This window comes from Sciscionella sediminilitoris (assembly GCF_000737195.2).
GTDB classification, from domain to species: Bacteria; Actinomycetota; Actinomycetes; order Mycobacteriales; family Pseudonocardiaceae; genus Sciscionella; species Sciscionella sediminilitoris.
The window spans coordinates 164,715-188,198 of record NZ_JALM01000020.1 but is presented as its reverse complement, the minus strand read 5'-3'; the positions used below and the strand labels follow the sequence as shown (position 1 = coordinate 188,198).

The following is a 23,484-nucleotide window of genomic DNA, read 5'->3' as shown; positions in this document are numbered from 1 at the left end:
TCAGTAGGTTCAGCCGTAGACGATCCGGCGCAGCTGGCGCTCGCTCAGCGTGGGCGCGGTGAACGGGCGTCCCGACATCTCGGCCGCGAGGCTGCGCCAGATCTCCGGATTGCGCCTGCCGCGGCGTTTGAGTTCGGCATGCCTGCGCCGCACGTACTCCTCGGCCGTCTCACCGAAGTAACCGATCACATCCGCGAGGACACGTTCCGCGACGGATGCGGGTAGCCCGGTCGAGGCGACGAGATGGCGAACCAGCTCCGGGGACGTCCAGCTGCTCACATCGGCGAAGCCTGACACCGATGCGGGTGCCGGGACAAGTTTCCTGCCCGATATCGGGCAGGATTGGTTACCTGAGCCCGGATGGCAGGATGGAACCGGTCCATCGCCGTAGGAGGTGCCGAAGCCATGTCGGAGTGCTGTCCGCCGTCCCGTGCCTCGGGAGCGGCGGAAGCGGAGACCCCCGCGTTCCCGGGCGGCGGTTCCGGGGGAGAGCTGGTCTCGCTGCCCGGTGGCACCTTCCTGATGGGCACCGAGGACACCGACGGCTTTCCCGACGATGCCGAGGGACCGGTGCGCGAGGTATCGGTGGCGGCATTCGCGATCGAGCCCTACTGCGTGACCAATGCGCGGTTCGCCGAGTTCGTGGACGCGAGCGGGTACCGGACGGAGGCGGAACGGTTCGGCTGGAGCTATGTGTTCGCCCGGTTCCTGCCAGGGGCGCTGCGCAAGGAATCCCCGCGGCCGGAGCAGACACCGTGGTGGTGCGGGGTCGCCGGGGCGTACTGGCGGTACCCGGAGGGCCCGGGCAGCGAACTCGACGGCCGCTGGGACCACCCGGTGGTGCACATCTCCTGGCAGGACGCGCAGGCCTACTGCGCCTGGGCTGGCCGGCGGCTGCCCACCGAGGCCGAATGGGAGTACGCGGCGCGCGGCGGGCTGAGCCAGGCCCGGTATCCCTGGGGCGAGGAACTGACCCCGGGCGGGGAACACCGGTGCAATATCTGGCAGGGCAAGTTCCCGGTCCGGGACACCGGCGAGGACGGGTACCGCGGAACCGCACCAGTGGATGCGTTCTCCCCCAACGGTTTCGGTCTCTACAACACCTCCGGCAACGTCTGGGAATGGTGCGCCGACTGGTTCGACGGCAGCCAGGGCGCCCGCGCGATGCGCGGTGGTTCCTATCTGTGCCACGAGTCCTACTGCAACCGATACCGGGTCGCGGCGCGCACCGCGAACACCCCGGACAGTTCCAGTGGCAACCTCGGTTTCCGCTGTGCGGCCGATCCGGTGGCCTGATCCGGCGCGCGATAACTTCCGGGGCATGGCTTCATCCGCAGGCGAGCGGCCGATCGTGGTGCATTTCGGACATGACGAACTGGTGATCCGGCAGCGCTACGAGGTCGCGAGCATCGTCAACGACATCCTGATCGGGATCTGGTTCCTGGTGGGCAGTTTCCTGTTCCTCTCCGGAACCACCACCTATGCGGGCACCTGGCTGTTCGTGCTCGGCAGCATCGAGATGCTCGTCCGGCCGCTGATCCGGCTGACCCGCAGGGTGCACCTGCGCCGCATCGCCCCGGACCGGGAGCACGCCGCCGCGCACGATTTCTAGAGCACGGCATCGGTGCGCAGCGGGCCCGCGGTGATCCGCAATGTCCGGATGCGCCGGGATTCGCCTTCGGTGAAGGTGAACAGGTGCATGAACGGGGCCCGCACGATGGTGTCCGGTTCGGTCTTCTTGGCCATCCGGGCCTCGCCGCGCAGGAAGCAGCTGCCCTCCCCGGTGGTCCAGAATTCGAGCACCTCGTGGGTGATATCGAGTGGTTCGTCGATCTGCACGAAGAATGCCTTGATGGCCTCGGCACCCACGAGGTGCGCGGTGCCGAAGAACATCTCGGTCTCCTCGGTCAGGTTCGCGAATCCTTCGCCGAATTCCAGGGTGTCGTCTCGTGCATGAACTGCCGGACCCAGTCCGGGGTCTCCGCGGCGTGCATGCTCAGTGCTCCTTTTCGACAGCGGCCAGGAAGGTGTCGATCTCCGCGTTCACCGCGCGCGGGTTCTCCCGTGCGGCCAGGTGCGCGGTGTGCGGGAGCAAGCGGAAGGTGCCGTTCGGAATGGCATCGGCCATTTTCCGGACCGCGGGAACCGGGAACTGGCTGTCCTCCTCGCCCGCGATGATGAGCACCGGGATGTCCGCGGGGATGCTCGCCAGCCTGCGGTGTTCGTCCTTGCGCCCGATCAGGACACTGCGCAGCGCCCAGGAAACGGATTTCGGATCATCGCGGAGCACGAACCGGGTGAATCTCAGGAATTCCGGATTGCTCGCCTCCGCGGTGGGGCCGCCGAACGCGGCACGTGCGGCGCGCGCGGCGATCCGGGGCATTCGCGCGTGCAGCGCGAGATAACCGGCGAGCACGCTCGCCCACACGCTCTCGAACATCGTCGGCAGCGAGGCGGTGCAGTTGATCCCGATCGCCGCCGTGGTCCGCTCCGGGTAGTAGGCGGGGAACACGCCCGCGAGCATGCCGCCCCAGCTGTTGCCCACCAGCACGCACTTTCCGATACCCAGCGCGTCCAGGACGGTCACCAGCACATCCGCACAGTCCTTGAGGTCGATGAAAGGTCGATGAGCTTGCGCAGCGCCTCGGACTCGCCGTGGCCCGGGCTGTCGATGAGCACCATGCGATGCGTCGGGGCGAAGTGCTCGTACTGATAGCGCCACATCGTCCCGTCCATCATCAGGCTCGGCCAGCACACCATGGCCGGGCCGTCCGCGTGGCCGCCGTGCCGCACATTGATCAGCCCGAGCGAGGTCGGGATCAGTTCCGTCGTCATGTCCGCACACCAGTCGGTCATCGGTACTCCTCCGTCGTCCTACTGGTAGCGTCTCACAACTAGTGTCAATTTGCTACTAGTGGAACGAGAGTGGCCGCCTCGATGGGTTCGTGGCAGCTGTCGCAGGCGAGGTAGGGCTCGGTGCGGTTACCGCAGCCGGTGTGCAGCAGTGCCCGATTGTTCGGATCCTGACCGTTCGCCCTGGTCTCCGCCCAGCGGGTCACCGCGACGACGGCGGGGATCACCAGCTCACGGGCGGCCTCGGTGAGCCGGTACTCGTACCAGGGCTTGTCCTCCCGGTAGGCGCGTTTGTCCAACATGCCCAGCTCGGTGAGGTCGGAAAGCCGCGCGGTGAGGATGTTCGCCGAGATCCCGAGCGCGCGCTTGAGTTCGCCGAAGCGGTGCACGCCGAAGAACACCTCGCGCAGGATCTGGTAGTTCCAGCGCTCCGCGATCGCGGCGAGAAATGCCTGTCCGTGCTGGAACGTGACGTGTTCGGCCATCGGCGCCTCCCTGTGGTGATTCGCAACTAGTTCCAGGTTAGTACTGACAATTCCGGCGTGTCGGGCGTCACGTTCCGGTGCTTGCGGAGGTATGTGTTACCGTTGGTAACACCATGACCTACCAGCGCCTCTCCTAGGAGGGCTCATGACCAGCAGCACCAGCTCCGCGACCGAGCCGGCCGAGCGGGAGGAGATCGCGCGCCGCTTGCTCGACTCTTCCGAGGCGCTCTCCTTCGACCCGAACACCGAGGTCGACTGGGAGACGCCGCTGGACACCGACTACCACGGTGCGAGTCCGGAATGGAGCACCCTGTACGGCACCGCGTACTGGAACGAGATGACCGAGGACCAGAAGCGCGAGCTCACCCGCCAGGAAGCGGCCTCGGTGGCCAGCACCGGCATCTGGTTCGAGATGATCCTGCAGCAGATGATCCTGCGTGACTTCTACGCCAAGGACCCGACCGATCCTGCCTTTCAGTGGGCGCTCACCGAGATCGCCGACGAATGCCGGCACTCGATCATGTTCGCCAGGGGAGCGGCGAAACTGCGCGCGCCCGCCTACCGGCCGAGCCGGATCGTGGTCGAACTCGGCAGGGCGTTCAAGACGGTGGCCTTCGGGGAGGCCGCCTACGCCGCGATCCTCGTCGCCGAGGAAGTCCTCGACGTCATGCAGCGGGACTGGATGCGCGATGAGCGGGTGGTGCCGTTCGTGCGCACGGTCAACAACATCCACGTCGTGGAGGAATCCCGGCACATGAAGTTCGCCCGCGAGGAAACCAAGGAACGCCTCGAGGGCGCGGGCTGGGTGCGCCGTCAGATCAACGCTGTCGTGGTGGCCATCGCCTCCTACTGCATCGTCGGCAGCATGGTGAACAAGAAGGTGTACGCCAACGCCGGACTGGATACCAAGCGGGCGCTCCGCGAGGCGAAGGCCAACGAGCAGCACAAGTCGATGCTGCGCTCGAGCTGCGCGGGACTGATGGAGTTCCTGGACTCCGCAGGGCTGCTCACCAAGGCCTCGACCTGGTTCTACAAGCGCGCCAACCTCATCTGAGCCCATGCCGTTCGCGATCACCCAGACCTGCTGCAACGACGCCTCCTGCGTGTCGGTCTGCCCGGTCAACTGCATCCATCCCACGCCGGACGAGCCGGACTTCGGCAGCACGGACATGCTGTACGTGGATCCGCAGGCCTGCATCGACTGCGGGGCCTGCGCCGATGCCTGCCCGGTCGACGCGATCTTCCCGGTGGACCAGCTCAGCGAGACGCTGCGGCCCTACGCCGAGGTGAACGCCGCCTACTACGCCGAGCGGGAACCGGTCGCCGCCAAGGCCGATCCGAAGCCGAACTTCCACGAGTGGGGGCCGCCCACCTTCGACCGGGTGCTGCCGAGCGACTTCGCCGCGCTGGATGTCGTGGTGGTCGGCGCGGGTCCGGCCGGAATGTACGCGGTCGAGGATCTGTTGCTGCACACCAATTCCCGGGTCACCCTCGTGGACCGGCTGCGGGACACCGGCGGGCTCGTGCGCTACGGCGTCGCGCCCGATCATCCGTCCACCAAGAAGATCCAGCACACCTTCGCGCGGTTCCACAACCATCCGCGCCTGCGCCTGCGGCTCGGCTGCGAGGTGGGCGTGGATGTGAGCGCGGAGGAACTGTCCGCGCGCCACGACGCGGTGATCTACGCGGTCGGGGCCTCGGCCGCGCGCAGCACCGGCCTTCCCGGTGAGGAACTGCCCGGCAGCCTCGCCGCGACCACCGCGGTCGCCTGGTACAACGGCCATCCCGATGTCCGCGCCGATGCCGTCGACCTCTCCGCCGAGCGGATCGTGGTGATCGGCAACGGAAACGTCGCCCTCGACGTGGCCCGGATCCTCACCGCCGATCCGGAAACCCTTGTGGACACGACGATCGCGCCGCACGCCCTTGCCCAGCTGCGCTCCAGCAAGGTCCGCGAGGTCGTGCTGCTCGGCAGGCGCGGACCCGAGGACGCCGCGTACACCATGCCCGAACTGCGCGCGCTCGCCCAGCAGGACGCCGTCGAGCTGATCGTGGACGAACACGACCCGGAGGTGTCCCGGATCATCGAGCAGTCGGGGGAGACCGACAAAGCCGGACTGCTCAAGGGAGTGCGGCGGGAGACCGTCGACTGGTCCGCGCCGCCGCCGTACGAGAAGCGCCGCATCGTGCTGCGCTTCCACTCCGCGCCCGTCGAATTCCTCGGTGACACCCAGGTTCGGGCGCTGCGGGTCACCGGTGCGGATGCGGAAACCGAGATCGCGGCCGGGCGGGTCGTCCGCGCCGTCGGCTACCGGGGGACCGCGCTGCCCGGCCTGCCGTTCGAGGAGAACCGCGGCATCGTGCCGAACACCCGAGGACGCGTCGACGGGGTGCCCGGCAGCTACGTCGTCGGCTGGATCAAACGCGGCCCTTCCGGCGGCATCGGCACCAACCGGGCCTGCGCGAACGAAACCGTCGGCGCACTGCTCGAGGACGCCGTGGCGGGTGCGCTGCCCAAGACCCGGCGGTGGCTGCCGAAACTGCGCCTCGGCCGCCGATAGCGCTGATCGCCGCGCGGAGACCGGGTTCCGGTCTCCGCGCGTGCCGCCGGGCTGCTGCTACTGCTGGACTACTGCTGCTGGGAGCCGTCCGCGACCAGGTAGACCGCCGTTCCGTAGGCGGCGATCTCGCTGGCCGCCCCGCCGATCTCGTTGCAGTCGAACCGCATCGCGAGCACCGCGTTCGCGCCGTAGGTCATCGCTTCCTGGCACATCCGGCCCAGCGCCTCATAGCGCGAATCGGAGAGCAGCTTCGAAAGCCCCTTGAGCTCACCACCGGCCATTGCTTTGAAGCCCGACCCCATGTTGGAGAACATGTTCCGGCTGCGCACCGTCAGCCCGAACACCTCGCCGAACACCCGGACCACCCGGAACCCGGGCATATCGTTCATCGTCGAGATAGGGATCGGGAACTGCGGCTGCTGGTACTGCTGCTGTTGTTGCTGCTGCTGATACTGCATCGGCTGACCCATGCGGGGACTCTAGCCGAGTAGGGCCGGTCACCGCGCGTCGACGGGCGAACCGGGCCGATCGCGGACATCCAAATCGACCAGAATGCCGATCTCGTTGCGCGGGTGCGCGATGTTCGCGTCCATCAGCTCCGCCGCGTCGAACTGCTTGGGGCTGCTGGTGACCGGGCGCCTCTTGGAGGTTCCCGCGACAGCTCCCGTGAGCCGCCCTTGTTCCGACCGTCCGTACTCGATGGTCACGACACTGATCTCCCGGACGATGCCCTGGGTGGCGGGCATTTCGGGTGGAATCCAGCCATGGTGATCTTCGGACAGGTATCCGCGCGGATGCACCGGCAAGGTCGGTGTCAGTGACCAGGCCGAGAGCCCTCCCGAACGGAGCAGGATCCCCGGTTCGTGCTCCGCGGAATCGGCCGGTGTCAGCGGAGTCTCCTCCGGGTACACGCACTCCTGGACCGCGAGCTCACCGTGCGCTTCCGGGGTCAGCCAGCACAGCTGCCACTCGACCGCATCCCCGACGGCGGGCGGCGTCAGGCAGCACTCGATCTGCCAGCCCTCCACCATGATCGGCCAGATCGTCATCGCCCGACCGTACGCCCGCGTGGGCGCCGCCGTCAGTCCGTCCTGCGCTCGTGCTGCGTCTCGGCCCGCGGGCTGATGGTGAGCAGGTCGGTCGGCTCCACCACGGTGAGCCGGTGCCAGGTGTTTTTCGGTACCACATAACAGTTCCCCGCGCCGACCGTCACCGGTTCGCCGCCCTCGCGCAGGTGCACCCGGACCGCGCCCTTGGTGACATAGAGCAGTTCGTACGCGCCCGGATGCCGCTCCCAGACGTCGGCATGCACTGCCTTGTCGTCCGCGGCGTGAAAGGCGCCCACCGTCCACATCCCCGGATCCGCGCGGCGGTCGGTCGCGGCGAGCAGCCCGTCCCCGTGCAGCTGGATCACCGACTCGAAGAGATCGATCGACTTTTCGAACATGTTCGAAAACTAGCATCGCGGGTGCCCCATTGTCGAGCGGGCTGCTGCGATGATGGAGGGCATGGCAGCACCGGAACGGGGCCGTACCGGCCGTCCACCGCGCACCTCCCGCGCCCAGATCCTGAGCGCCGCGCGCGAGCTCATTGACGACGAGGGCTGGGAACGGCTGACCATGCGCAAGCTCGCCGCGCGCGCCGGAGTCGCCCCGACCACGCTCTACCACCATGTCCGGGACCGCGAAGAACTACTCGCCGCACTGCTCGACGACTACGCCGACCGGATCCCGCGCCGCGAACTGCCGCGCGAACCCGTGGAGCGGATCCTCGCCGCCGCCACCGTGATGCACGACGCCCTCGCCGGCTGGCCATGGCTCGTCGAAGTACTCACCGCCGACGACCTCATCGGGGACGCCGCACTGTGGATGGTCGAGGCCATCGTCGATGCCGCCATGGAACACGGCTGCCCGGCGGACGAAGCGGTGCACCTCTACCGCAGCGTCTGGTACTACACCGTCGGGGAAATCCTCGTGCGCGCCAGCGCCGACCGCAAGCGCGCCGAGCTCGACCGGCCCGCCTATCGCGACACCGTGTTCCGGCGACTCGACAAGCCCGAGCTGCCGCGACTGTCCGCGATCGCCGGGCGCTGGCCCGCGTTGTGCGCCGAGGACACCTACGCGTACGGGCTGCGTGCCCTCGTCGAAGGCCTGCTCACCAAGTGACCCGCGCGCCGCACGCACCCGCCCCCGAACGGTTCACCGTCACCCGATAGACTCCCGGCTGCGGGCCGTTAGCTCAATTGGTAGAGCTGCGGACTTTTAATCCGTAGGTTCTGGGTTCGAGCCCCAGGCGGCCCACTCGCTAGCACCGGGTTTGACCTGGTATTTCTCTGGTTTCGTGATCATCTTTGCTGGTGGGAACGGCCGCGTGGTGCTCCGTGGGTGCTCGATTTTCACTGCTGTGCTGGTGCTGGTCCGGAGTGGACAGTGGTCGGCGGTGTTGATCGGCCTGCCTGGCCTGGCTGCAGATAGTGATCCCGCGATATGGGGTGTCTGGTCGGGCAAGCTACGGACGGTATGAACTTTCGTATCCTCGCGAGTCACGCTTGCGGCCTCGGATTGTGGGCCTGTCGAGTTCGTGTGCGGGACTGTTGATGTGGCGATCAGGAAAGCAAAGTTGCGTTGCTGCTATTGAGCTCGTCATGACGTTGCTGCTGCGAGCCTGGGGTCTCGCGACAGGGCACTGGGTGTCGTGCTGAGGCGACTGTCGCCAACCTGGACCTTTGGGGGGAGCTCATTACAGCCCGAAGGACCAGTTCATAGCCCTCGAAAACCTTCGGAAGAAACTGCCCCGCTCGATACACCCGCCCCAGACCCCGCCCGGCAGCGGCCTCCGAAACGGGCACGCCAACTCACCGACTAGCAGACCCAGGAGCTCATCACCGCTACCAAACCGGGGCCACCGTCTACGAACTCGGCGAACAATTCGGCATAGAACGCCGCACCGTCAGCACCGTCCTTCGATCCAGGGCACGATGGCGGCCCGAGGCGTTCGCGGATGGCCCAGATGCGACCGTTGAGGACGTTTTCTGGAGCAGGCTGAAGAAACTCCCGATGGCGGCGTTATCCTCGGCCGCGCCGACACGGCCCATGGATCCGACCATGTCGTGACGCGCCGAAACTGTTTCGAAACCGGCTCGCACTCGAAAACGGGTCGAATCCCGCCAAGGCAACGGACGCTGATGAGGTACGAGCCGGCCTCACTACTGGTGAATTCGCCAACCTCACCACGAACGTCACTGGCGCCTGCGCAGTAGCCGATCCGTTTCTCAAAGATATCTTCAACAAAAATGCCCTGTCCGATTAACTATGGATCTGATTGGCCATCTTGGGTTGAGGAGACAGCCACCGGCTGTCGACCGACGCTGCACGACCTCCCAGGTCGGCGCTCGTGTGCTGTCGTCGTTGACGCAGAACCTTCGGCGAGACCTCATCGGTGTTACCAGTCGTAGTGATCTCGACAAGACCCATCCCGGCCAACAGTAAATATACGTGTAGTATATTTACTGTCTGGACCCGCAAGTGATGGTCCTGTCTGTGCTCGACCGCGACGACGGAGGCGGAAGTCATGACAGCAGCGAACGGGCGATCCGCGGGGATCGGTGGGAGCCACGGTGGACGGCGCCGGACCGCGCGTACCGTGGATGGCCAGCGATGGCACTACGTTGAGGCTGGAGACCTCGAGAGCGATCTGACGGTGGTGCTGATCGCCGGGTATCCACAGAGCGCCTATGCATGGCGCCATGTCCTTCCGGTCCTGGGGGAGCGGTTCCGGACGATCGCCATCGATCTGCCGGGGCAGGGGTATTCGGCGGCGCCGGCAGATGGTTTCGATACCGGGACCAGCGCAGCGCGGGTGCGGGGGCTGTTGACGCATCTCGGTGTCGGCAAACACGTCTACGTCGGGCATGACGTCGGCGCGTGGGTCGGCTTCGCATACGCCCATCAGCAGACCGCTGACCTCGAAGGTGTCGTGCTGATCGACGCCAATATCGCCGGTGTGACGCTGCCGTCCTCGATCCCGCTCGGGCAGGAAAGCTGGCGCAGTTGGCACTTTCTGTTCAACGCGGTGCCGGATCTTCCCGAGGCCCTGTTGGCCGGCCGGGAGCGAGTGCTGATCGAGTGGTTCTTCGCCGGCAAGGCCGAGCACTGGAAGGACACGTTCACTGAGGCGGACATCGACGAATACGTGCGCACGTACCAGACTCCGGGAGTGCTTCGCGGCATGCTCGGGTACTACCGGGCCGTCGTCCGGGACGCTGAATTGCATGCCGAGCTCGTGCGAGAACCGACGAAGGTGCCGGTCCTCGCCGTCGCGGGCGACCGTGGATCGGCTCCGGATCTGCCGGAGAAGCTGCGCCCGCTCATTCCCGACCTGCGCGGCGAGATCATCAGCGAATCGGGGCATTACATTCCCGAGGAGCAGCCCGAAGCTCTCATCGCAGCGATCCGGCGATTCATCGACGAGGTGCGCCGGTGAATGTCGAGCACTCGCCAGCTGGTGTTGCGTTGGTGGAGGCAGCCCGGGAGATCGATCGGCGCGGTCTGACGCATGGTTCAACGGGAAATATATCGGTCCGGTCCGGTGACACGGTGCTCGTCACCCCGACCCGCGGGCGGTTGCGCACCGTCGACGTCATGGATCTCTCCGTGCTGTCCCTTGCTGGCCGGCATCTGGCGGGACCGAAGCCGTCCAAGGAGGCCTTCCTGCACGTGGCGATGCTTCGTGCTCGGCCCTCGGACGCTGCGGTCGTGCACACGCATTCCCGTCACGCGGCGGCGGTCTCCTGCCTGGATGTCCCGGACGGTGCCGAGCCGATGTTGCCGCTGACGGCGTATTTCGCGATGCGGATCGGCTCGATGCCCATTCTCCCCTTCGCGGTTCCGGGCGATGAATCACTGGGCGCGGTCATCGCGAGTGCTGCCGAAACGCATCATGCTGTTTGGCTGCGTAACCACGGGCCGGTTGTTTCGGCTCCCACCGTCACCGCCGCGGTCGATCTCGCCGAGGAGATCGAGGAAGCCGCCGCGATTCAGCTGCTGTTGGCTGGATCGGCCTTCCGCACCATCGACCCTGTGCAGCGCGATGCATTGCGGGGACGGTCATGACGCTCCGGATGTTCAGCACGCTCGCGGTGGCGGCTGCCCTGGAACGGGATGTGTTGCCGCGGTTGGCGCGCGAGGGCCGGGAGATCGACGTGACGTTCGACCCGACGGCCGTGCTCCGGCAGCGAGTCGCCGACGGTGAGCCGTTCGATCTGGTATTCGCGATCGAGGACTGGGTGCGGGAACTGGCCGCGCATGGCCGGCTCGATCCGGAAACCGTTCGGCATGTGGGCTCGGTCGGGATCGGGGTGGCCGTCGCGCCCGACGCGCCGGTGGCACCGGTCGGTTCCCCGGATGCCGTCCGGGCGCTCGTTACCAGCGCCCGATCGGTGGCGTGGTCGCGTTCCGGGGCGAGCGGGAAGGCTTTCCTGCGCGTTCTCGATGAACTCGGCGTTCGGGCAGAGGTTGAGTCGAAGGCGACAATCCTGGAGAAGGGCTTCACCGCGGAAGCGATCCTTGACGGCCGTGCCGATGTCGCCGTGCAGCAAGTCAGCGAACTGCATTATGTTCCAGGCATCCAGGTTCTCGGTGCGCTGCCGGCAGAGTTGCAGTCCACGACCTCGTTCGCCGTCGGAGCACAACTCGCGACCGGGCAGACGATGGACGCGCTCGATCGGCTCACGAACACCGATGCCCGAGCCGGTTATCGGAGCACTGGCCTGTTCTGACTCCGGTATGGCAGATCCCGGACCCGGGGGTACAGGTGCACAGCTTCCGCATTCACCGTGGATATCTCGGCAGGGTGCGGTCGGCCAAGGGGGCCGACAAGGTGAGGGGTGCGAGCCGATGTCTCGCACCCCCGACCGTCGTTCACGGTGCCAGGACGGCGTCGCGGAGTTCGTTGATGATGTCGATGTGGTCCTTCAGCGGCAGGCGGTCGATCGTCATCTGCAGCTGACCGGCGCGGTCGACGCGGGAGTCATCGATCGCCTGGCCGACCTCGACCGCGGCCCGGAGGACGGTTTCCTCGAACTCGCCGTCGAAATGTGACAACAATGCCTCGCGGTGCTCCGGCTGTATCGCAGCGACAGCGGCCAGAAGCGCATAGGCGCCCCAATTCGCGACCCCGGCGACGAGCAGCCAGTCGGCGCCGGTGGCCGCCGCGATCTTCGAACCGTTGGGGATATCGCGTTCGACGATCTCGACCGGCAGATTGCCCATGCCGATCTCGTTGCCACCGTCACCGATTCCGATCGTTTTCCACGGAGCCGTCCAGCCCTGGTCTTCGAACAGATAGTCCAGCGGGGCGGTGTCTCCGGAAATATCCCAGCCGTGCTCCCGGTGCGGGATCCCGTCCGCGGCCAGCGAACACCGTTCGATCGCCACCAGATGCGTCAACGGTGCCGCTCGCGACTCCAACCGCCCGCGGAGCTCGCGGACCGCGGCCGCGTCGACGTCCACGATCTCCAGCGTGACCTTCCCTGGAACGACCTTCGTTGCGGCCCACACCGCTTTGGCGCTCGGTGCGTCGGTGATGACGGTGACCTTCGCGCCGGCCGCGAGGAATCCGGCAGCGAGCTGAGCCATGCCGTTGAGGCCGTCCGTCTCCGGTGACGGCGGTTCGGCGTGCCGGACGAAGAAGCCGCAGATGATGCCGATGTGTGGCTGTTCGTGCTCGGCGATCGACCGAGCCGCCTTCTCCAGGTCGCCCTCGGCGAAAGCGACCAAGTTACTGATGTCCCGGCGGATCGTGCGGCCCACGATCTTCTCCAGAACTGCGATGTCCGTTCCCACGGTGCCTCTCCCACATTGAGGTGACGAATATACGTTACATATATTAGACTCGTTCGAACGTGAAGAGCAAAGGAGCGGCACGTGAGTCAGTCACCCAACCAGGACGTCGCGACGCACGTCCCGCATCGCCGTGCGAGTGGCATCGGGCGTGTACTTCTCGGTGGCGCGCTGGGCAACACGATGGAGTGGTTCGATTTCCTTCTCTACGGCGCGCTCGCGGGCACCGTGTTCCCGGCCGTGTTCTTCCCGGCGGCTTCACCGACAGCGGCCCTGCTGCAATCGTTCGCCACTTACGGCGTGGGATTCATCGCACGCCCACTCGGTGCCGCGTGGTTCGCGCGGATCAGCGATCGCGTCGGGCGCAAGCCGACCATGGTGATCACCCTGACCACCATGGGAATCGCGTCGGTCGCGATCGGTCTCATACCCGGGTACGCCACGATCGGGGTCTGGGCCCCTGTCGCTCTGGTGACTCTTCGCTTCGTTCAAGGCTTCGCGCTGGGCGGGGAGGGGAGTGCCGCGATGATCCTCGCCTTGGAGTACGCCTCGGATCGCCGGCGTGGCCTTGCGGGAGCGGCAATCAACATGGGGAACCCGGGAGGCCAGGTCATCGTGTCGGTCTTCCTCATTATTGCCGGCGCCCTGCTCGGTGATCAGGAACTGCAGCAGTGGGGGTGGCGGATCCCCTTTTTCTTCGGCGGCCTGATGGCGATTCTCGGCTACATTATCCGGCGCAGTCTCGAAGAGTCGCCGGCTTTCCAGGCCGCACAGGCGGTCGGTGGCGAGCAGCGCACGCCGCTCGTGGCCGTGTTCCGATCGCAGTGGCGTGACATTGTCCGCACGGCAACGATCTGGGCGCCGAACACGGCATGCGGCGTCGTCGTTACCACTTATGCCCTGTCGTACATGACCGGCACGCTCGGCCTGAGTACGACGACCACGTTCAGTCTGCTGCTGACGCTCAACGTGGCGGGGCTGGGGATTGTTCCGCTCGGCGGATGGCTGTCGGACCGGTTCGGGCGCAAGCGGGTGATCATGCTCGCGCTGTCGACATCGGCTCTCGGGTTCTGTGTGTTTTTCCCGCTGCTGGATACCCGGGCGTGGCCGGCGATCCTGCTTTCGATGGTGCTGACCCAAGGCGCGCAACTACTCGCCGTCGGTGTACTCGCCTCGTTCTTCGGTGAGCTTTTCCCGGCATCCGTGCGGTACTCGGGTCATGCGGCCGTCTACACGCTGAACAACCTCGTCACCGGTGGTCCCACGCCGTTCGTCGCCGCGGGGCTGCTCGCGCTCACCGGTACGCCGTGGAGTGTGATCGTGCTGCTTCTCGTGCTCTACGCACTGGGCATCGTCTTGCTGATGCGCTCGCCGGAGACACGCTGGGCCCCGTTTGCCACCAACCTCACGCTGAAAGGATCCCTTCGATGAGTACAACCCCGCAAGCAAGCAGTGTGCCGAGCCCTTGGGTGACCCCAGTGGTGGAACGCAACGGTTTTCTGTTCGTCAGTGGGCAGCTTCCCCGGCGAGACGGAACCATCGTCGCGCACGGCGCCGTTGGTGTCGCCGTCGATGTCGACCAAGCCCGGGCGGCCGCCGGTATCAGCGCGGCGGCCTGTCTCGATGTTCTCGAGCGGCACCTCGCCGGGCGCCGGTTCTCGGTCGCGAAGATCACTGGCTTCGTCGTTGCCCGGCCCGGCGACCCGGTCCCGCTTGGCCTGGTCGTCGACGGCGCGTCCGAGGCGATCCTCGATCGTCTGGGGCCAGAGCGAGGCCGGCATGCGCGTTCCGCTGTCGGAGTCGCTCAGTTACCGCACGAAGCCTCGGTCGAGGTGGAGATGATCGCCACCATCGACGCGTGACCTCAGGACAGGTCAGATCCTTGCTGCGGCTGGTGCGATGTTTCGCCGTCCGTGGTCACCATGATCTCACCGATCGGGGCCGGGATCTGATCCATCACGTTCAGCAGACGTTTGTGGGAGGTCTGACTGTGGCGCCGCAGCAGATCGGCCAGCGCGTCGCGGTCGCGAGCCCGGATGTGCTCGATGATTTCGTCGTGCTCCGACGAGTTCGATGCCAGAAGATCCCTGTGTTCGCTGGGATTCGCCGCTTCCAGCCGGTAGATGTAGACGTTCAGACGGCGGACGTGACGATGAGTCGATTGTGCGAAATCGAACAGGAAGGAGTTCTCCACACAGCGGTGCATGCGCAAGTGGAACGCTTCGTTGACCGCCGTGATCGCGAGATAGTCGCGCTTGGTGACGACGTCCGCGTACTCGCGTTGGAGGGCTTCGAGGTCCTCCACCAGTGACTCATCGTCGAGGTTGATCAGCTGGCCGAGCAGCTGCTCGACGACCTGCTGCGCAGTGATCACTTCCAACATCTCGTGCAGGTCGAGCCCGCGAACGAATGCCCCTCCGCGATTCGGAGCGATACGGACGAACCCTTCTGCGGTCAACCGGTTCAAAGCTTCACGGGCCGGCGTACGTCCGAGACCGAACTGCGACAGCAACAACGGTTCATCGATGCGACTGGATGGAGCGAGCCGTAAGTCGATGATGCTGGACCGGATCAACTCCAGAGCCTGATCGGTTTGCGAGAGGGCGTCAGTCGTCATGGTCGCGCCAGTATCTCACCCCTTGGCCACCCAAGGATCTCACGATGCATATACTTAACGTATATTGAAGGAGTGTCATGATCGAGTTCGATGCGAACCTCAAGTGGCTCTATACCGAGCTGCCGTTCCTCGACCGATTCGCCGCCGCCGCGGCGGATGGCTTCCGAGGCGTCGAGATAGCCGACCCCTACGGTTACGAGCCGCAAACCATCCGGAAGGCATTGTCCTCGGCTCGGCTGGTGCTGGTGCTGGTGAACACCCCGGCCGGTGCGCCGGGCAGTCCCACCGCGAACGGGGCCGCCGGTGTGCCTGGGGAAGAGGCAGCTTTCCGGGACGGCTTCCGCCGGGCGCACGAGTATGCGGTGACGCTCGGAGCCTCCCTCATCCACGTGATGGCCGGTCTCGTCCCTGTGGATCGAACGCGCCGTGCCGCCGCGGCCACGCTCGCCCGCAACATCGAATGGGCGCTCTCGCACTCGGATCCGTCGATCACCCTGGCCGTCGAGGCGATCAACCGTGTGGACCAGCCGCGGATGGCCTGGGATGACCTCGAACACGCCATCGAAACGGTCGAACTCTTCGAAGACGATCGACTCGGCATCCTGTTCGACGTTTACCATGCGCAGCGCAGTGGGGGAAACCTGCTCGAGCGGCTGCACGCTGCCGCGCCGCAGATCAAGCACGTGCAGGTGGCCGACAGTCCGCTCCGGCACGAACCCGGTACCGGTGAGATCAGCTGGAAGGCTGTCTTCGAACGCCTCGACCGAATCGGCTACGACCGGTGGATCGGCTGCGAGTACCAGCCCGCTGCCGGAACTGTCGCAGGACTCGGCTGGCGGAACAACGTAGATCTGATCGGAGGTATCCGATGACGCTCACGGTCGCCATCATCAGCGCCACGCCCCTCGCCGTCCCGCCAGCCACCGACGCCATCACCCAGATCCTCCCGGCCGCCAGAATCTGGAATATTCTCGATGACCGCCTGCTCGCTGATGCGAAAGAAAAGGGTGATGTCGACGCGCCATTGCAGCAGCGGATGCGGCGGCTCATCGAGCATGCACTCGGAGGTAGCGCCGACGCGATTCTGCTCACCTGCTCGTTGTACGGCTTCATCACCGCCGAATACTCATCTGCGGAGATTCCCGTGCTTGCTCCCGATGACGCCGTCTTCAAGGCCGTCGCAGCGCTGGCTGCGCCCCGGGTCCTGGTGGTCGGGTCGCTGGAGTCCGCCGCACGGGACTCGGCCGACCGCCTCCGCGCCAGCCTCCGATCCGCCGGAACTCAGCAGAGGGTGCTGACGGCGACCGATCGGGACGCAATGCGCCTCGCGGAATCCGGGACAGTGCAGGAACTGGCTGCTTCCATTGCCGCCACAGTGCAGGACGGTCCCGATTTCGACGCCGTCATGTTGGCGCAGTACTCGCTGTCCCCGGCGGCGCAGGCCGTCGCAGCGGCATTGGGTAAACCCGTGCTCAGTGGTCCGCACAGTGCCGCGGAACAGCTCGCGGCCGCTCTGGGACGGGCGTCATGAAGATCGGAGTCGTGGCCGACGATCACACCGGGGCGACCGATGTCGCTCTGGCGCTGTTCCAATCGGGTCTCACTGTGGACATCCACTTCGGTCCGCCCACCCCTGAGACCGTAGTCAGTGCGCAACCGGATGCTGTTGTCATCGGCCTCAAGACACGAACGGCGCCGTCAGCGGAAGCAGTGAAGCGATCCACTCAGGCCGGCAAGTGGCTCCTCGAACTCGGCGCGTCGATGCTGTACTACAAATACTGCTCGACATTCGATTCGACGCGATCGGGCAACATCGGCCCGATCCTCGACGCCTTGTCGGATCTCACCGGCGTTCCGAACAGCGTCACCACGCCCGCCACACCCGAGCACGGCCGCACGGTCGAGGGAGGCGACCTGTTCGTCTTCGGCGTCCCGCTCGATCAGACCTCGATGCGACATCATCCGCTGACCCCGATGACGGACGCGAACGTTCCGCGCCTGCTCAGTGCCCAAACGAAACGCCCGGTCCATATGCTCGACGAAGCAGGCTCGGCCAGCGCCACGCGGCGCGACGATGGTTACCTCGTCGCCGACGCCATGACGGACGAGGATCTCCTCCGCGTAGCAGCACAGACCCGAAGCGATCGGCTCGTCTCCGGCGCGGCAGGACTCGCGCGGGCACTCGGACAGGTTCTGCGATCGGAGGCGTCCGCACCTGCCACCGGGAGCCACGTCCGTTCCGCGAGTGGGTCTTCCGACCGGGCGGCGGTCCTTGTCGGAAGCGCCTCCGCCCGTACTCGCGAACAGCTGGCGCATGTGCGGGAAGCAGGCCTTCCCCTGCATCAGATCGACTTGCTGGCAGATTCGTCGGCGGCTGTTCTCGCGCGCATCGCGCTGGACTGGTTCGAAACCCTCGCCACCGATACCGCTGCCTACTTCGTCGGTTCCCTCGAGCCGGACCAGGTGCGAGTCGTGCAGGAACGGATCGGCAAGGACCGGTCCGCGGACCTGCTCGAAAAGACGCTCGGGCATATCGCCGTCGGTCTGCGTGACCGTGGCACAAAACGCATCATCGTCGCAGGCGGTGAAACCTCCGGCGCGGTGACCACGGCCCTAGGAGTAAAACACGGCACCATCACCGGCGTCGCGACAACCGGAGTCCCGTGGATATACACGCACTCCAGCGCCATCGGCCTCACTATCGCACTGAAATCCGGCAACTTCGGCGCCCCCAATTTCCTCGTGGAAGCGGCACGTTGAGTGTGGTATGGGCAGTGAGCAGGGCTTCTATGGGGCGGCGCTGGTCAGCGCAGGCGCATGCCGCCGTTGATGTCCAGCGATTGATGATCGGCAGGATGACGCGGCTGAGGTAGTTCACGCCGCGGTGCCTTTCACGACCTGATTCGTTCGACGAACGGGGCTCGACACGCCGGTCATCGCCGTCGGAGAGCTGAGCGGTCAGTCTTCCCGCGCGTGCGGTGAGCCCCGTGCCCTTCACCGGGGTAGGCCACGCCGACCGAGTTGACGTCCGCGGCCAGGAGCGCGTGACGGAACTCGGTCGCCTGGGTGGGGGCGGGGTGCAGCGGTCATCCAGCCCGGTTGTCCGCAGGGTGGGAGTGCGAACGCGACCGGCGAACATCACCGGGCTCCGGTCGTGATAGCGGCCACCAGCCGCGTGTGGGTCGGCGGCAAGGAAAATCTGGTCGAAACAGGGGAGGTTCGACGTGTGATGCTGGGAGTACCAGTTCGTCACTGGCGCCATCGGCACGGCCGCCGCGAACCGCTGGTCTTGCGTGATCAACCACGCCGACATGAAGCCCCCATACGACTGCCCAGTGACTCCGATACGGCCGGGATCGACCACGCCGAGACCAACGGATGATCGATGCCGCTGCGGTAGTCGCCGGTGTCGGTGCCGCCCATCTCGCCGAACACCGCTTCCTCTCGGGGTCGGATACAGGACCGCATAGCCGCGGCTCACGAGCAGCGGCGTGAGGTAGTGGCCCATCTCCCACCTGCTCCGGTACACCCAGACCGGCCCGCCATGCACATCGCCGCCGAAGCGGGCGTGTCGGTCGGTGCTCCCTATCGCACTTCGCCAGTAAGGAAGAGATCGTCATCGAGATAGCTGGCGACGCCTTCCGTGTGATGTTCGATCCCGTCGAGCGTCTCGTCGACGCGGGCGGCGAGGTCACCATCGCGGATCTGGTCGCGGCGGCGATCGAGCCGGTCAGTGGTGACCTCGCCGTCGACGCCGTGGGACAGAGCATCCCCGTGGACGAGCTGCTGCGCTGTGCCGTGCAAGCCTGGGGTGAGTTGTTACGGCACCAGGGGTTACGACAACAGGCCCAAGCGGGCTTCGAGGGCGTGCGCCAACGCATCGCGGATGCGCTCCGCAATGGCCAGCGGGCGGGCGGCGTGCCTGCCGAGCTGGATCCCGATCGCGGAGCGCGGGTGGTGATGGCGTTGCTGCACGGTTTTGTCTTGCAACACACGGCTTTCGGGCTTGACGACGTCGCCGCCTTCGTTCGCGACGTCCGCATCACGCTCAGCGATGCCGGACTGCTCAGCGATCGCCGCTGAACACGCCCTCCCCGGTTTGCGCGGCGGTCCGGAAGGCCGACTCGACCGATGTCCGGCACCGCTTTACCGTGCAGGCGGCGGCCAGCCAGGACAGGTCGGCGGGGAAGTCGGTGGCGGGGTCGCCGAGCAGGAAGAAGGTGCGGATCGACCGGTCGTGGCAGCCTTCGGTGGGCAGCAATGCTTCGGGTGGGAAGACCGCGTCCTCATAGCGCTCGTGATGACTTTGCTGTGCAGGGTTTCCGGCGGTAGCCATCGGTCACCACCGCGGCGAGTAGGCCGCAATTCGGTGGAGCCAGAGGGATGCGGGTGTCTCCGTACGTCATTGGTTGATCTTTCTCCTGCGCCTTCAGTCCTGCCGTTGTGGCGCGGCAGGGGCGACACGGCGCTGACGGCATCGAGATTCCGGCGGCGCCGTGGACGACGGAGCGCCCGTACGTTCCGGTGGGGCCTTATGCAGGTGGGTCGATGCCGAGCATCAGCCTGAGGCATTTGACGAACAGGGGGCGGTATTCCGGAGGGAGCGGCGCCAGGATCGCTTCGATCAGTTCGCCGTTGTGTGGCAGTACTCTGCGGAGTACGTCTGTGCCGTTTTCGGTGATGTGGATCGGCCTGGCGCGGGCATCGGTCGGGCAGTGGCGGCGTTCGAGCAGGCCCTTCCCGAGTAGTTTGCGCACGAGGGCGGAAGTGGTGTTGAGGTCGATGGCGGCGACCTCGGCGAGTTCGCTCATGGTGGCGCCGGGGTGTTGTGCGCTGACCGTGAGCAGGGTGATCTGGCGTGGTGTGAGTTCGTCGACGCACATGATGTCGACGAAGAGTGCTTCCGCGCGTGAGTGTGCTCGTCTGAGCAGGTAGGGCAGGGCTTGCTGGTCGAGGTCGAGGCCGCGTGCTGCGTCCTGCTCGACCGGGTTCGTTGTCTGTTCACTCATGACGGCGTCCATTGTCGCAGAAGCCGTGTGTTATGTGCACACAGCACTCTGTCCGAGATTTCCTTGAAATTCTCCGCAAGCACTCTTGCCTAATACTACGTGAACGTAATAGTTTCACGGCCACGCGAGCGAGGAGGAGTGATGGGTAGCTTCCAGCTGGGGCTCGAGCCGTGGTCGGATGTCGATGGGTGAGCAGGTGAGACTGGCCGCGGTTGCTGGGGTGGACGATGCCGCGGATCGGGTTTGGGCGCTGGCGTTGGAGATCTTCGCCGATCCCGAGCTCAGTGGTGATGAGTATCGTGCCCGCGAGGCGTGTGTGCGGGTGCTCGAGGAGATCGGTTGCGCGGTCGCCGATGTCGCTGGTGTCGAGACCGGGTTCGTTGCCACGATCGAGGGCGCTCGTCCGGGGCCGACGGTTGGTTTGCTCGCGGAGTATGACGCGCTGCCGGGCGTCGGGCACGGGTGTGGGCACCATCTGATCGCCGGTTCCACGATCGCTGCCGCGTTGGGTCTGGCGGCGGTGTGCACTGAGCTTGATGGCCGCATCAAGGTGTTCGGCTGTCCCGCGGAAGAAACATTGACCGGTAAGCGGGACATGCTCGAGGCCGGCGCGTTCGACGGTGTCGACGCGGTGCTCAGTTTCCACGCCTCCGGCAGTTCCAGTGTGATGACCCGGAGCACGGGCAGCCGTGAGGTCACGTTTTCGTTCGTGGGCCGTCCTTCGCACGCGGCGACCGAACCGTGGGCGGGAGCTTCGGCGCTCGACGGTGTGCTGCTGGCCATGCAGAACGTCAACGCCCTGCGTCAGCTGGTTCGGGACGATGTCCGCATCCACGGGATCATCACCGCTGGTGGTGAGGCGCACAACGTGATTCCCGCGTTCGCCCAGTGCCGGTTCGGGGTCCGTTCCACGGATGTCGCGGAACTCGATCGTGTGGTCGGCCGGGTCATCGACTGTGCGCGGGCGGGCGCGCTGGCCAGTGACACCGAGCTTTCCGTGGAGTACGGCGGTCACGCGGACCCGATTCGCCCTGACCCACTGCTGACGGCGCTGCTGCGTGCGAATCTTGCGGCATTGGGTGAGCGGGTCACCGATTGGGATGCCAGTGCCTCGACCGATTTCGGCAATGTCAGCCAGATAGTTCCCGCCGGTTTGGTGTCGGTCGCGGCCTGGCCGGGCGGCACGCCGTTCCACAGTCATGAGGCCACGAAGCACGGTGACACCGGCATGGCCCGCGCGGCGATGCTGCAGGGCGCGCGGGCGATGGCGCTCACGGCGATCGACTACCTCCGGCACGTCAATGAGTCACCAACCAAGGAAGAGGTGCACGAGTGACTACGTTCGAACATCGCGGTCTGAAGGTCCCCGCGGGCAGCCGCGCCCACGGGGTACTCGGCGAGGTACCGCAGGCATCGGGCAGCGCCATCACGGTTCCTTACCTCGTCGTCAACGGAGCCGAGGATGGCCCGGTTTTCGTTGTCATCGCGGGCTCACACGGCAATGAGGTCGTGGGAACGGGAGCGGCGATCGAGTTCGCACGGTCCATCGATCCGCGTGAGTTGTCCGGAACGGTGATCGCGGTCCCGGCGGTCAATGTCCCTGCCGTGTCCGGAGGGGTGTACGTCAGCCCGATCGACGGCATCAACATGTCCGGCCCGCACTACTGGGATGCCGAGGAGGAGGGCTCCACGAGCCGTCGGCTCGGCGCCATCGTGGGCTCGGTGCTGGAGCGGGCGGAGTTCGTCGTCGATGTGCACGGCAATAACGAGCCCTGTGCGCCGATGTCGATGCTCTTCCTGGAGAACGCCCGCGACGCGGAGACTGCCGAGGTGGCGGTGCGAATGGCGGAGGCGTTCGGTGTCACGCCGGTCGATATGAGCGCGCCGACAGCGCATCCTGCTTGGCTCGGCCCCTCGGATGTGTACCCCGCGGCGACCGCGCTGGCGCGGGGGATCCCCGGTCTCATGGTCGAGCTCAACGGTGCCCGCACCCTCGTTGATGCCGGTCGGGGCGCGCAGGGGCTCACCGCGATCCTCACCGAAATCGGGATGCTCCCGGGCGTTGGCGAGCGGCACGCGGACGACGCGCGCATTCCCGGTGGTTTCGGCTATTGGGGCGCGCTGTCCGCGAGCGCGGCGGGTCTGGTCTGGGTGCGCCACCCGGCCGGGGTTCCTTTCCATACCGGTGATCTGCTGCTCGAGATCACCGACCTCTACGGCGAAGTGCTCGAGGAGATCCGGTCTCCGGTCGACGGGTTCTGTTGGTGGTATCCGGGTGCCTCGTATGGCCAATGCACGCACGCCATCCCGGCCGGTTCCACGGTGGCCCTGCTCGCGGAAAGGCGGTGACCGGCATGGGCGCGTATATTCCGGCTCCGCCGCGGCAGCGGATCATCGACCACATCATCGTGATGGCCACCCCCGAACAGGCGCTCGCAATCGCCGAGGGCCTGGAGAAGGCGGGTCTGCGGATGGCGAACGCGGTCGTCGAACCGGCTCTCGGTATCCAGTCGCGGATGATGCCACTCGGGGGAGGCGGTTTCATCGAGATCGCATGCGAGTTGTCTCCGGGGTCGTTCCCGCACGGGAACCCGTTCGAGAACAACACTCCCCGCATCGCCAACGTCAGCTACACCACCGCGGACGGTGCGGCCGATATGGCGTCCTGGGCCGAGCAGCCGGGCACCGAGAACGCGATGGCGCAGTGCGGGTCGTGGCGCCGCGAGGACGGCACCATGGGCTATTTCGTGGCGCTGTGGCCAACACCGCCCACCGGTGAGCTGTTCTTCGCGCTCCAGGAGCGCCGCTTGTTCCCGCTGCCGTTTCTCGATGAGGCCGACACCGCTCCGGAAATTCGTGCCGTGCGCGTCTACGGGGACGAGGCGGGACTCTGGGAGCGGCGCCATCGGGACCTGTTCGCTCTCCAAGAAGACGGCGATCGGCTCCGCGCGGGGAACGCGACCGTGGAGTTCGAGCAGATCGACGGTGTGCACACCCAGGTCGAGGTCACTATCGCCGTGCCCAATCCCGATGTCGAAGTTCCGCTGGACTCCGGCGCTTTCAAGTTCGTCTCCGATGCCGGCTGAGTGCCCGGCGATTAACCCGATCTATCCGGAAAGG

General features: G+C 66.2%; 29 protein-coding genes, 1 tRNA gene and 1 pseudogene. 18 read left to right on the top strand and 13 right to left on the bottom strand.

Translation table 11 applies throughout. From position 1 onward, the window contains the following. Positions 1 to 9: 9 nt before the first annotated feature. Positions 10 to 279, bottom strand: coding sequence for a hypothetical protein (locus AD72_RS10865; protein WP_031466336.1), 270 nt, complete (start codon positions 277 to 279; stop codon positions 10 to 12). Between the two features lie 126 nt (positions 280 to 405). Here AD72_RS10865 and AD72_RS10860 point away from each other — a divergent pair, with 126 nt between their 5' ends. Together AD72_RS10860 and AD72_RS10855 are read left to right on the top strand one after the other, a co-directional pair. Beyond that, positions 406 to 1,296 (top strand): formylglycine-generating enzyme family protein, encoded by an 891-nt coding sequence (locus AD72_RS10860; RefSeq protein WP_031466335.1) that lies wholly within the window; start codon positions 406 to 408, stop codon positions 1,294 to 1,296. A 25-nt stretch (positions 1,297 to 1,321) separates the two neighbouring features. After that, the gene (locus tag AD72_RS10855) at positions 1,322 to 1,612 is read left to right on the top strand and encodes a YrhK family protein (protein WP_031466334.1); all 291 of its coding nucleotides are present in this window, start codon (positions 1,322 to 1,324) and stop codon (positions 1,610 to 1,612) included. Here the strand turns inward: AD72_RS10855 and AD72_RS10850 are convergent. From AD72_RS10850 to AD72_RS10840, 3 genes are all read right to left on the bottom strand, one after another. Then, entirely contained in the window at positions 1,609 to 1,893 is a 285-nt protein-coding gene (locus tag AD72_RS10850) for a nuclear transport factor 2-like protein (protein WP_197284928.1), read from the bottom strand. The genes AD72_RS10855 and AD72_RS10850 overlap by 4 nt on opposite strands. A gap of 103 nt (positions 1,894 to 1,996) precedes the next feature. Further along, the gene (locus tag AD72_RS10845; RefSeq protein ID WP_197284927.1) at positions 1,997 to 2,722 is read right to left on the bottom strand and encodes an alpha/beta fold hydrolase; all 726 of its coding nucleotides are present in this window, start codon (positions 2,720 to 2,722) and stop codon (positions 1,997 to 1,999) included. Between the two features lie 178 nt (positions 2,723 to 2,900). Then, positions 2,901 to 3,338: a winged helix-turn-helix transcriptional regulator gene (locus AD72_RS10840; RefSeq protein WP_031466333.1), complete on the bottom strand. Its 438-nt coding sequence runs from the start codon at positions 3,336 to 3,338 to the stop codon at positions 2,901 to 2,903. Positions 3,339 to 3,483: 145 nt separating this feature from the next. On the opposite strand from AD72_RS10840, the gene AD72_RS10835 reads away from it, so the two are divergent. Together AD72_RS10835 and AD72_RS10830 are read left to right on the top strand one after the other, a co-directional pair. After that, positions 3,484 to 4,392 (top strand): AurF N-oxygenase family protein, encoded by a 909-nt coding sequence (locus tag AD72_RS10835; RefSeq protein ID WP_031466332.1) that lies wholly within the window; start codon positions 3,484 to 3,486, stop codon positions 4,390 to 4,392. Between the two features lie 4 nt (positions 4,393 to 4,396). Then, entirely contained in the window at positions 4,397 to 5,899 is a 1,503-nt protein-coding gene (locus tag AD72_RS10830) for an FAD-dependent oxidoreductase (protein WP_031466331.1), read from the top strand. A gap of 68 nt (positions 5,900 to 5,967) precedes the next feature. Here AD72_RS10830 and AD72_RS10825 read toward each other — a convergent pair whose 3' ends face one another. Genes AD72_RS10825 through AD72_RS10815 form a run of 3 tightly spaced genes read right to left on the bottom strand, consistent with a single transcriptional unit; the run spans position 5,968 to position 7,346 of the window. After that, positions 5,968 to 6,369 (bottom strand): YbjQ family protein, encoded by a 402-nt coding sequence (locus AD72_RS10825; protein WP_051898483.1) that lies wholly within the window; start codon positions 6,367 to 6,369, stop codon positions 5,968 to 5,970. A gap of 27 nt (positions 6,370 to 6,396) precedes the next feature. Further along, the gene (locus tag AD72_RS10820; RefSeq protein ID WP_031466329.1) at positions 6,397 to 6,948 is read right to left on the bottom strand and encodes a DUF6578 domain-containing protein; all 552 of its coding nucleotides are present in this window, start codon (positions 6,946 to 6,948) and stop codon (positions 6,397 to 6,399) included. 32 nt (positions 6,949 to 6,980) lie between these two features. Then, positions 6,981 to 7,346 carry a cupin domain-containing protein gene (locus AD72_RS10815; RefSeq protein ID WP_031466328.1) on the bottom strand — a complete coding sequence of 122 codons (366 nt, stop codon included), beginning with the start codon at positions 7,344 to 7,346 and terminating at the stop codon, positions 6,981 to 6,983. Positions 7,347 to 7,407: 61 nt separating this feature from the next. Here AD72_RS10815 and AD72_RS10810 point away from each other — a divergent pair, with 61 nt between their 5' ends. Together AD72_RS10810 and AD72_RS10805 are read left to right on the top strand one after the other, a co-directional pair. Next, the gene (locus AD72_RS10810) at positions 7,408 to 8,064 is read left to right on the top strand and encodes a TetR/AcrR family transcriptional regulator (RefSeq protein ID WP_231644783.1); all 657 of its coding nucleotides are present in this window, start codon (positions 7,408 to 7,410) and stop codon (positions 8,062 to 8,064) included. A 62-nt stretch (positions 8,065 to 8,126) separates the two neighbouring features. Further along, positions 8,127 to 8,199: transfer RNA gene (locus AD72_RS10805), tRNA-Lys, on the top strand. Between the two features lie 655 nt (positions 8,200 to 8,854). On the opposite strand, the pseudogene AD72_RS37555 reads toward AD72_RS10805, so the two are convergent. After that, positions 8,855 to 9,032: pseudogene (locus AD72_RS37555) on the bottom strand (IS3-like element ISAar45 family transposase); the annotation flags it as partial. 437 nt (positions 9,033 to 9,469) lie between these two features. On the opposite strand from AD72_RS37555, the gene AD72_RS10800 reads away from it, so the two are divergent. The 3 genes from AD72_RS10800 to AD72_RS10790 are packed head-to-tail and all read left to right on the top strand — an operon-like array spanning position 9,470 to position 11,675. Next, positions 9,470 to 10,381, top strand: coding sequence for an alpha/beta fold hydrolase (locus tag AD72_RS10800; RefSeq protein WP_082468864.1), 912 nt, complete (start codon positions 9,470 to 9,472; stop codon positions 10,379 to 10,381). Then, the gene (locus tag AD72_RS10795; RefSeq protein ID WP_031466325.1) at positions 10,378 to 11,010 is read left to right on the top strand and encodes a class II aldolase/adducin family protein; all 633 of its coding nucleotides are present in this window, start codon (positions 10,378 to 10,380) and stop codon (positions 11,008 to 11,010) included. Before AD72_RS10800 ends, AD72_RS10795 begins: the two co-directional genes overlap by 4 nt. Then, positions 11,007 to 11,675 (top strand): molybdate ABC transporter substrate-binding protein, encoded by a 669-nt coding sequence (locus AD72_RS10790; protein ID WP_037345338.1) that lies wholly within the window; start codon positions 11,007 to 11,009, stop codon positions 11,673 to 11,675. Before AD72_RS10795 ends, AD72_RS10790 begins: the two co-directional genes overlap by 4 nt. A 142-nt stretch (positions 11,676 to 11,817) precedes the next feature. Here the strand turns inward: AD72_RS10790 and AD72_RS10785 are convergent, their stop codons facing one another. Further along, the gene (locus tag AD72_RS10785; RefSeq protein WP_197284926.1) at positions 11,818 to 12,822 is read right to left on the bottom strand and encodes a glutamate cyclase domain-containing protein; all 1,005 of its coding nucleotides are present in this window, start codon (positions 12,820 to 12,822) and stop codon (positions 11,818 to 11,820) included. Here AD72_RS10785 and AD72_RS10780 point away from each other — a divergent pair, their 5' ends adjacent. Continuing rightward, a complete protein-coding gene (locus AD72_RS10780) occupies positions 12,823 to 14,169 on the top strand; it encodes an MFS transporter (RefSeq protein ID WP_051898480.1) in 1,347 nt (448 codons plus the stop codon). Beyond that, positions 14,166 to 14,600: a RidA family protein gene (locus AD72_RS10775; RefSeq protein ID WP_031466321.1), complete on the top strand. Its 435-nt coding sequence runs from the start codon at positions 14,166 to 14,168 to the stop codon at positions 14,598 to 14,600. Before AD72_RS10780 ends, AD72_RS10775 begins: the two co-directional genes overlap by 4 nt. A 2-nt stretch (positions 14,601 to 14,602) precedes the next feature. Here AD72_RS10775 and AD72_RS10770 read toward each other — a convergent pair whose 3' ends face one another. Beyond that, positions 14,603 to 15,355 carry a GntR family transcriptional regulator gene (locus tag AD72_RS10770; RefSeq protein WP_082468862.1) on the bottom strand — a complete coding sequence of 251 codons (753 nt, stop codon included), beginning with the start codon at positions 15,353 to 15,355 and terminating at the stop codon, positions 14,603 to 14,605. 77 nt (positions 15,356 to 15,432) lie between these two features. Between AD72_RS10770 and AD72_RS10765 the strand changes: the two genes are divergently transcribed. From AD72_RS10765 to otnK, 3 genes are read left to right on the top strand one after another with little or no spacing between them, the layout of a single operon-like run. Then, a complete protein-coding gene (locus tag AD72_RS10765) occupies positions 15,433 to 16,227 on the top strand; it encodes a hydroxypyruvate isomerase family protein (protein WP_031466319.1) in 795 nt (264 codons plus the stop codon). Next, positions 16,224 to 16,886, top strand: a complete 663-nt coding sequence (locus AD72_RS10760) for an aspartate/glutamate racemase family protein (protein WP_031466318.1) — start codon at positions 16,224 to 16,226, stop codon at positions 16,884 to 16,886. The genes AD72_RS10765 and AD72_RS10760 overlap by 4 nt, the downstream gene beginning before the upstream one ends. After that, positions 16,883 to 18,115 (top strand): 3-oxo-tetronate kinase, encoded by a 1,233-nt coding sequence (gene otnK / locus AD72_RS10755; protein WP_031466317.1) that lies wholly within the window; start codon positions 16,883 to 16,885, stop codon positions 18,113 to 18,115. The genes AD72_RS10760 and otnK overlap by 4 nt, the downstream gene beginning before the upstream one ends. Here otnK and AD72_RS37550 read toward each other — a convergent pair. Continuing rightward, positions 18,054 to 18,863: an alpha/beta hydrolase family protein gene (locus AD72_RS37550; RefSeq protein WP_425480761.1), complete on the bottom strand. Its 810-nt coding sequence runs from the start codon at positions 18,861 to 18,863 to the stop codon at positions 18,054 to 18,056. The genes otnK and AD72_RS37550 overlap by 62 nt on opposite strands. Positions 18,864 to 19,003: 140 nt before the next feature. Between AD72_RS37550 and AD72_RS10750 the strand changes: the two genes are divergently transcribed. Continuing rightward, on the top strand, positions 19,004 to 19,438 hold the full coding sequence (locus AD72_RS10750) for a TetR family transcriptional regulator C-terminal domain-containing protein (protein ID WP_051898477.1): 435 nt from the start codon (positions 19,004 to 19,006) through the stop codon (positions 19,436 to 19,438). On the opposite strand, the gene AD72_RS37545 is transcribed toward AD72_RS10750, so the two are convergent. Together AD72_RS37545 and AD72_RS10740 are read right to left on the bottom strand one after the other, a co-directional pair. Next, positions 19,422 to 19,691: a hypothetical protein gene (locus AD72_RS37545; RefSeq protein ID WP_231644781.1), complete on the bottom strand. Its 270-nt coding sequence runs from the start codon at positions 19,689 to 19,691 to the stop codon at positions 19,422 to 19,424. The two genes, AD72_RS10750 and AD72_RS37545, sit on opposite strands and share 17 nt — an antisense overlap. Before the next feature lie 196 nt (positions 19,692 to 19,887). Beyond that, positions 19,888 to 20,364, bottom strand: coding sequence for a MarR family winged helix-turn-helix transcriptional regulator (locus AD72_RS10740; protein WP_051898475.1), 477 nt, complete (start codon positions 20,362 to 20,364; stop codon positions 19,888 to 19,890). 184 nt (positions 20,365 to 20,548) lie between these two features. On the opposite strand from AD72_RS10740, the gene AD72_RS10735 reads away from it, so the two are divergent. Genes AD72_RS10735 through AD72_RS10725 form a run of 3 tightly spaced genes read left to right on the top strand, consistent with a single transcriptional unit; the run spans position 20,549 to position 23,450 of the window. After that, complete coding sequence (locus AD72_RS10735; protein WP_055731196.1) at positions 20,549 to 21,700, top strand: M20 family metallopeptidase; 1,152 nt, start codon at positions 20,549 to 20,551, stop codon at positions 21,698 to 21,700. Next, positions 21,697 to 22,713, top strand: a complete 1,017-nt coding sequence (locus AD72_RS10730; RefSeq protein ID WP_031466313.1) for a succinylglutamate desuccinylase/aspartoacylase family protein — start codon at positions 21,697 to 21,699, stop codon at positions 22,711 to 22,713. Before AD72_RS10735 ends, AD72_RS10730 begins: the two co-directional genes overlap by 4 nt. Before the next feature lie 5 nt (positions 22,714 to 22,718). Beyond that, positions 22,719 to 23,450, top strand: a complete 732-nt coding sequence (locus AD72_RS10725) for a VOC family protein (RefSeq protein ID WP_156365131.1) — start codon at positions 22,719 to 22,721, stop codon at positions 23,448 to 23,450. Positions 23,451 to 23,484 lie beyond the last annotated feature (34 nt).

Excerpts from the sequence above, each read along its gene's own strand:
- AD72_RS10860 (WP_031466335.1), top strand. The coding sequence starts at position 406 with ATGTCGGAGTGCTGTCCGCCGTCCCGTGCCTCGGGAGCGGCGGAAGCG.
- AD72_RS10855 (WP_031466334.1), top strand. The coding sequence starts at position 1,322 with ATGGCTTCATCCGCAGGCGAGCGGCCGATCGTGGTGCATTTCGGACAT.
- AD72_RS10850 (WP_197284928.1), bottom strand. The coding sequence starts at position 1,893 with ATGTTCTTCGGCACCGCGCACCTCGTGGGTGCCGAGGCCATCAAGGCA.
- AD72_RS10840 (WP_031466333.1), bottom strand. The coding sequence starts at position 3,338 with ATGGCCGAACACGTCACGTTCCAGCACGGACAGGCATTTCTCGCCGCG.
- AD72_RS10835 (WP_031466332.1), top strand. The coding sequence starts at position 3,484 with ATGACCAGCAGCACCAGCTCCGCGACCGAGCCGGCCGAGCGGGAGGAG.
- AD72_RS10830 (WP_031466331.1), top strand. The coding sequence starts at position 4,397 with ATGCCGTTCGCGATCACCCAGACCTGCTGCAACGACGCCTCCTGCGTG.
- AD72_RS10825 (WP_051898483.1), bottom strand. The coding sequence starts at position 6,369 with ATGGGTCAGCCGATGCAGTATCAGCAGCAGCAACAACAGCAGCAGTAC.
- AD72_RS10820 (WP_031466329.1), bottom strand. The coding sequence starts at position 6,948 with ATGACGATCTGGCCGATCATGGTGGAGGGCTGGCAGATCGAGTGCTGC.
- AD72_RS10815 (WP_031466328.1), bottom strand. The coding sequence starts at position 7,346 with ATGTTCGAAAAGTCGATCGATCTCTTCGAGTCGGTGATCCAGCTGCAC.
- AD72_RS10810 (WP_231644783.1), top strand. The coding sequence starts at position 7,408 with ATGGCAGCACCGGAACGGGGCCGTACCGGCCGTCCACCGCGCACCTCC.
- AD72_RS10800 (WP_082468864.1), top strand. The coding sequence starts at position 9,470 with ATGACAGCAGCGAACGGGCGATCCGCGGGGATCGGTGGGAGCCACGGT.
- AD72_RS10790 (WP_037345338.1), top strand. The coding sequence starts at position 11,007 with ATGACGCTCCGGATGTTCAGCACGCTCGCGGTGGCGGCTGCCCTGGAA.
- AD72_RS10775 (WP_031466321.1), top strand. The coding sequence starts at position 14,166 with ATGAGTACAACCCCGCAAGCAAGCAGTGTGCCGAGCCCTTGGGTGACC.
- AD72_RS10770 (WP_082468862.1), bottom strand. The coding sequence starts at position 15,355 with ATGACGACTGACGCCCTCTCGCAAACCGATCAGGCTCTGGAGTTGATC.
- AD72_RS10765 (WP_031466319.1), top strand. The coding sequence starts at position 15,433 with ATGATCGAGTTCGATGCGAACCTCAAGTGGCTCTATACCGAGCTGCCG.
- AD72_RS10760 (WP_031466318.1), top strand. The coding sequence starts at position 16,224 with ATGACGCTCACGGTCGCCATCATCAGCGCCACGCCCCTCGCCGTCCCG.
- otnK (WP_031466317.1), top strand. The coding sequence starts at position 16,883 with ATGAAGATCGGAGTCGTGGCCGACGATCACACCGGGGCGACCGATGTC.
- AD72_RS37550 (WP_425480761.1), bottom strand. The coding sequence starts at position 18,863 with ATGGGCCACTACCTCACGCCGCTGCTCGTGAGCCGCGGCTATGCGGTC.
- AD72_RS10750 (WP_051898477.1), top strand. The coding sequence starts at position 19,004 with ATGTTCGATCCCGTCGAGCGTCTCGTCGACGCGGGCGGCGAGGTCACC.
- AD72_RS37545 (WP_231644781.1), bottom strand. The coding sequence starts at position 19,691 with ATGGCTACCGCCGGAAACCCTGCACAGCAAAGTCATCACGAGCGCTAT.
- AD72_RS10740 (WP_051898475.1), bottom strand. The coding sequence starts at position 20,364 with ATGAGTGAACAGACAACGAACCCGGTCGAGCAGGACGCAGCACGCGGC.
- AD72_RS10735 (WP_055731196.1), top strand. The coding sequence starts at position 20,549 with ATGGGTGAGCAGGTGAGACTGGCCGCGGTTGCTGGGGTGGACGATGCC.
- AD72_RS10725 (WP_156365131.1), top strand. The coding sequence starts at position 22,719 with ATGGGCGCGTATATTCCGGCTCCGCCGCGGCAGCGGATCATCGACCAC.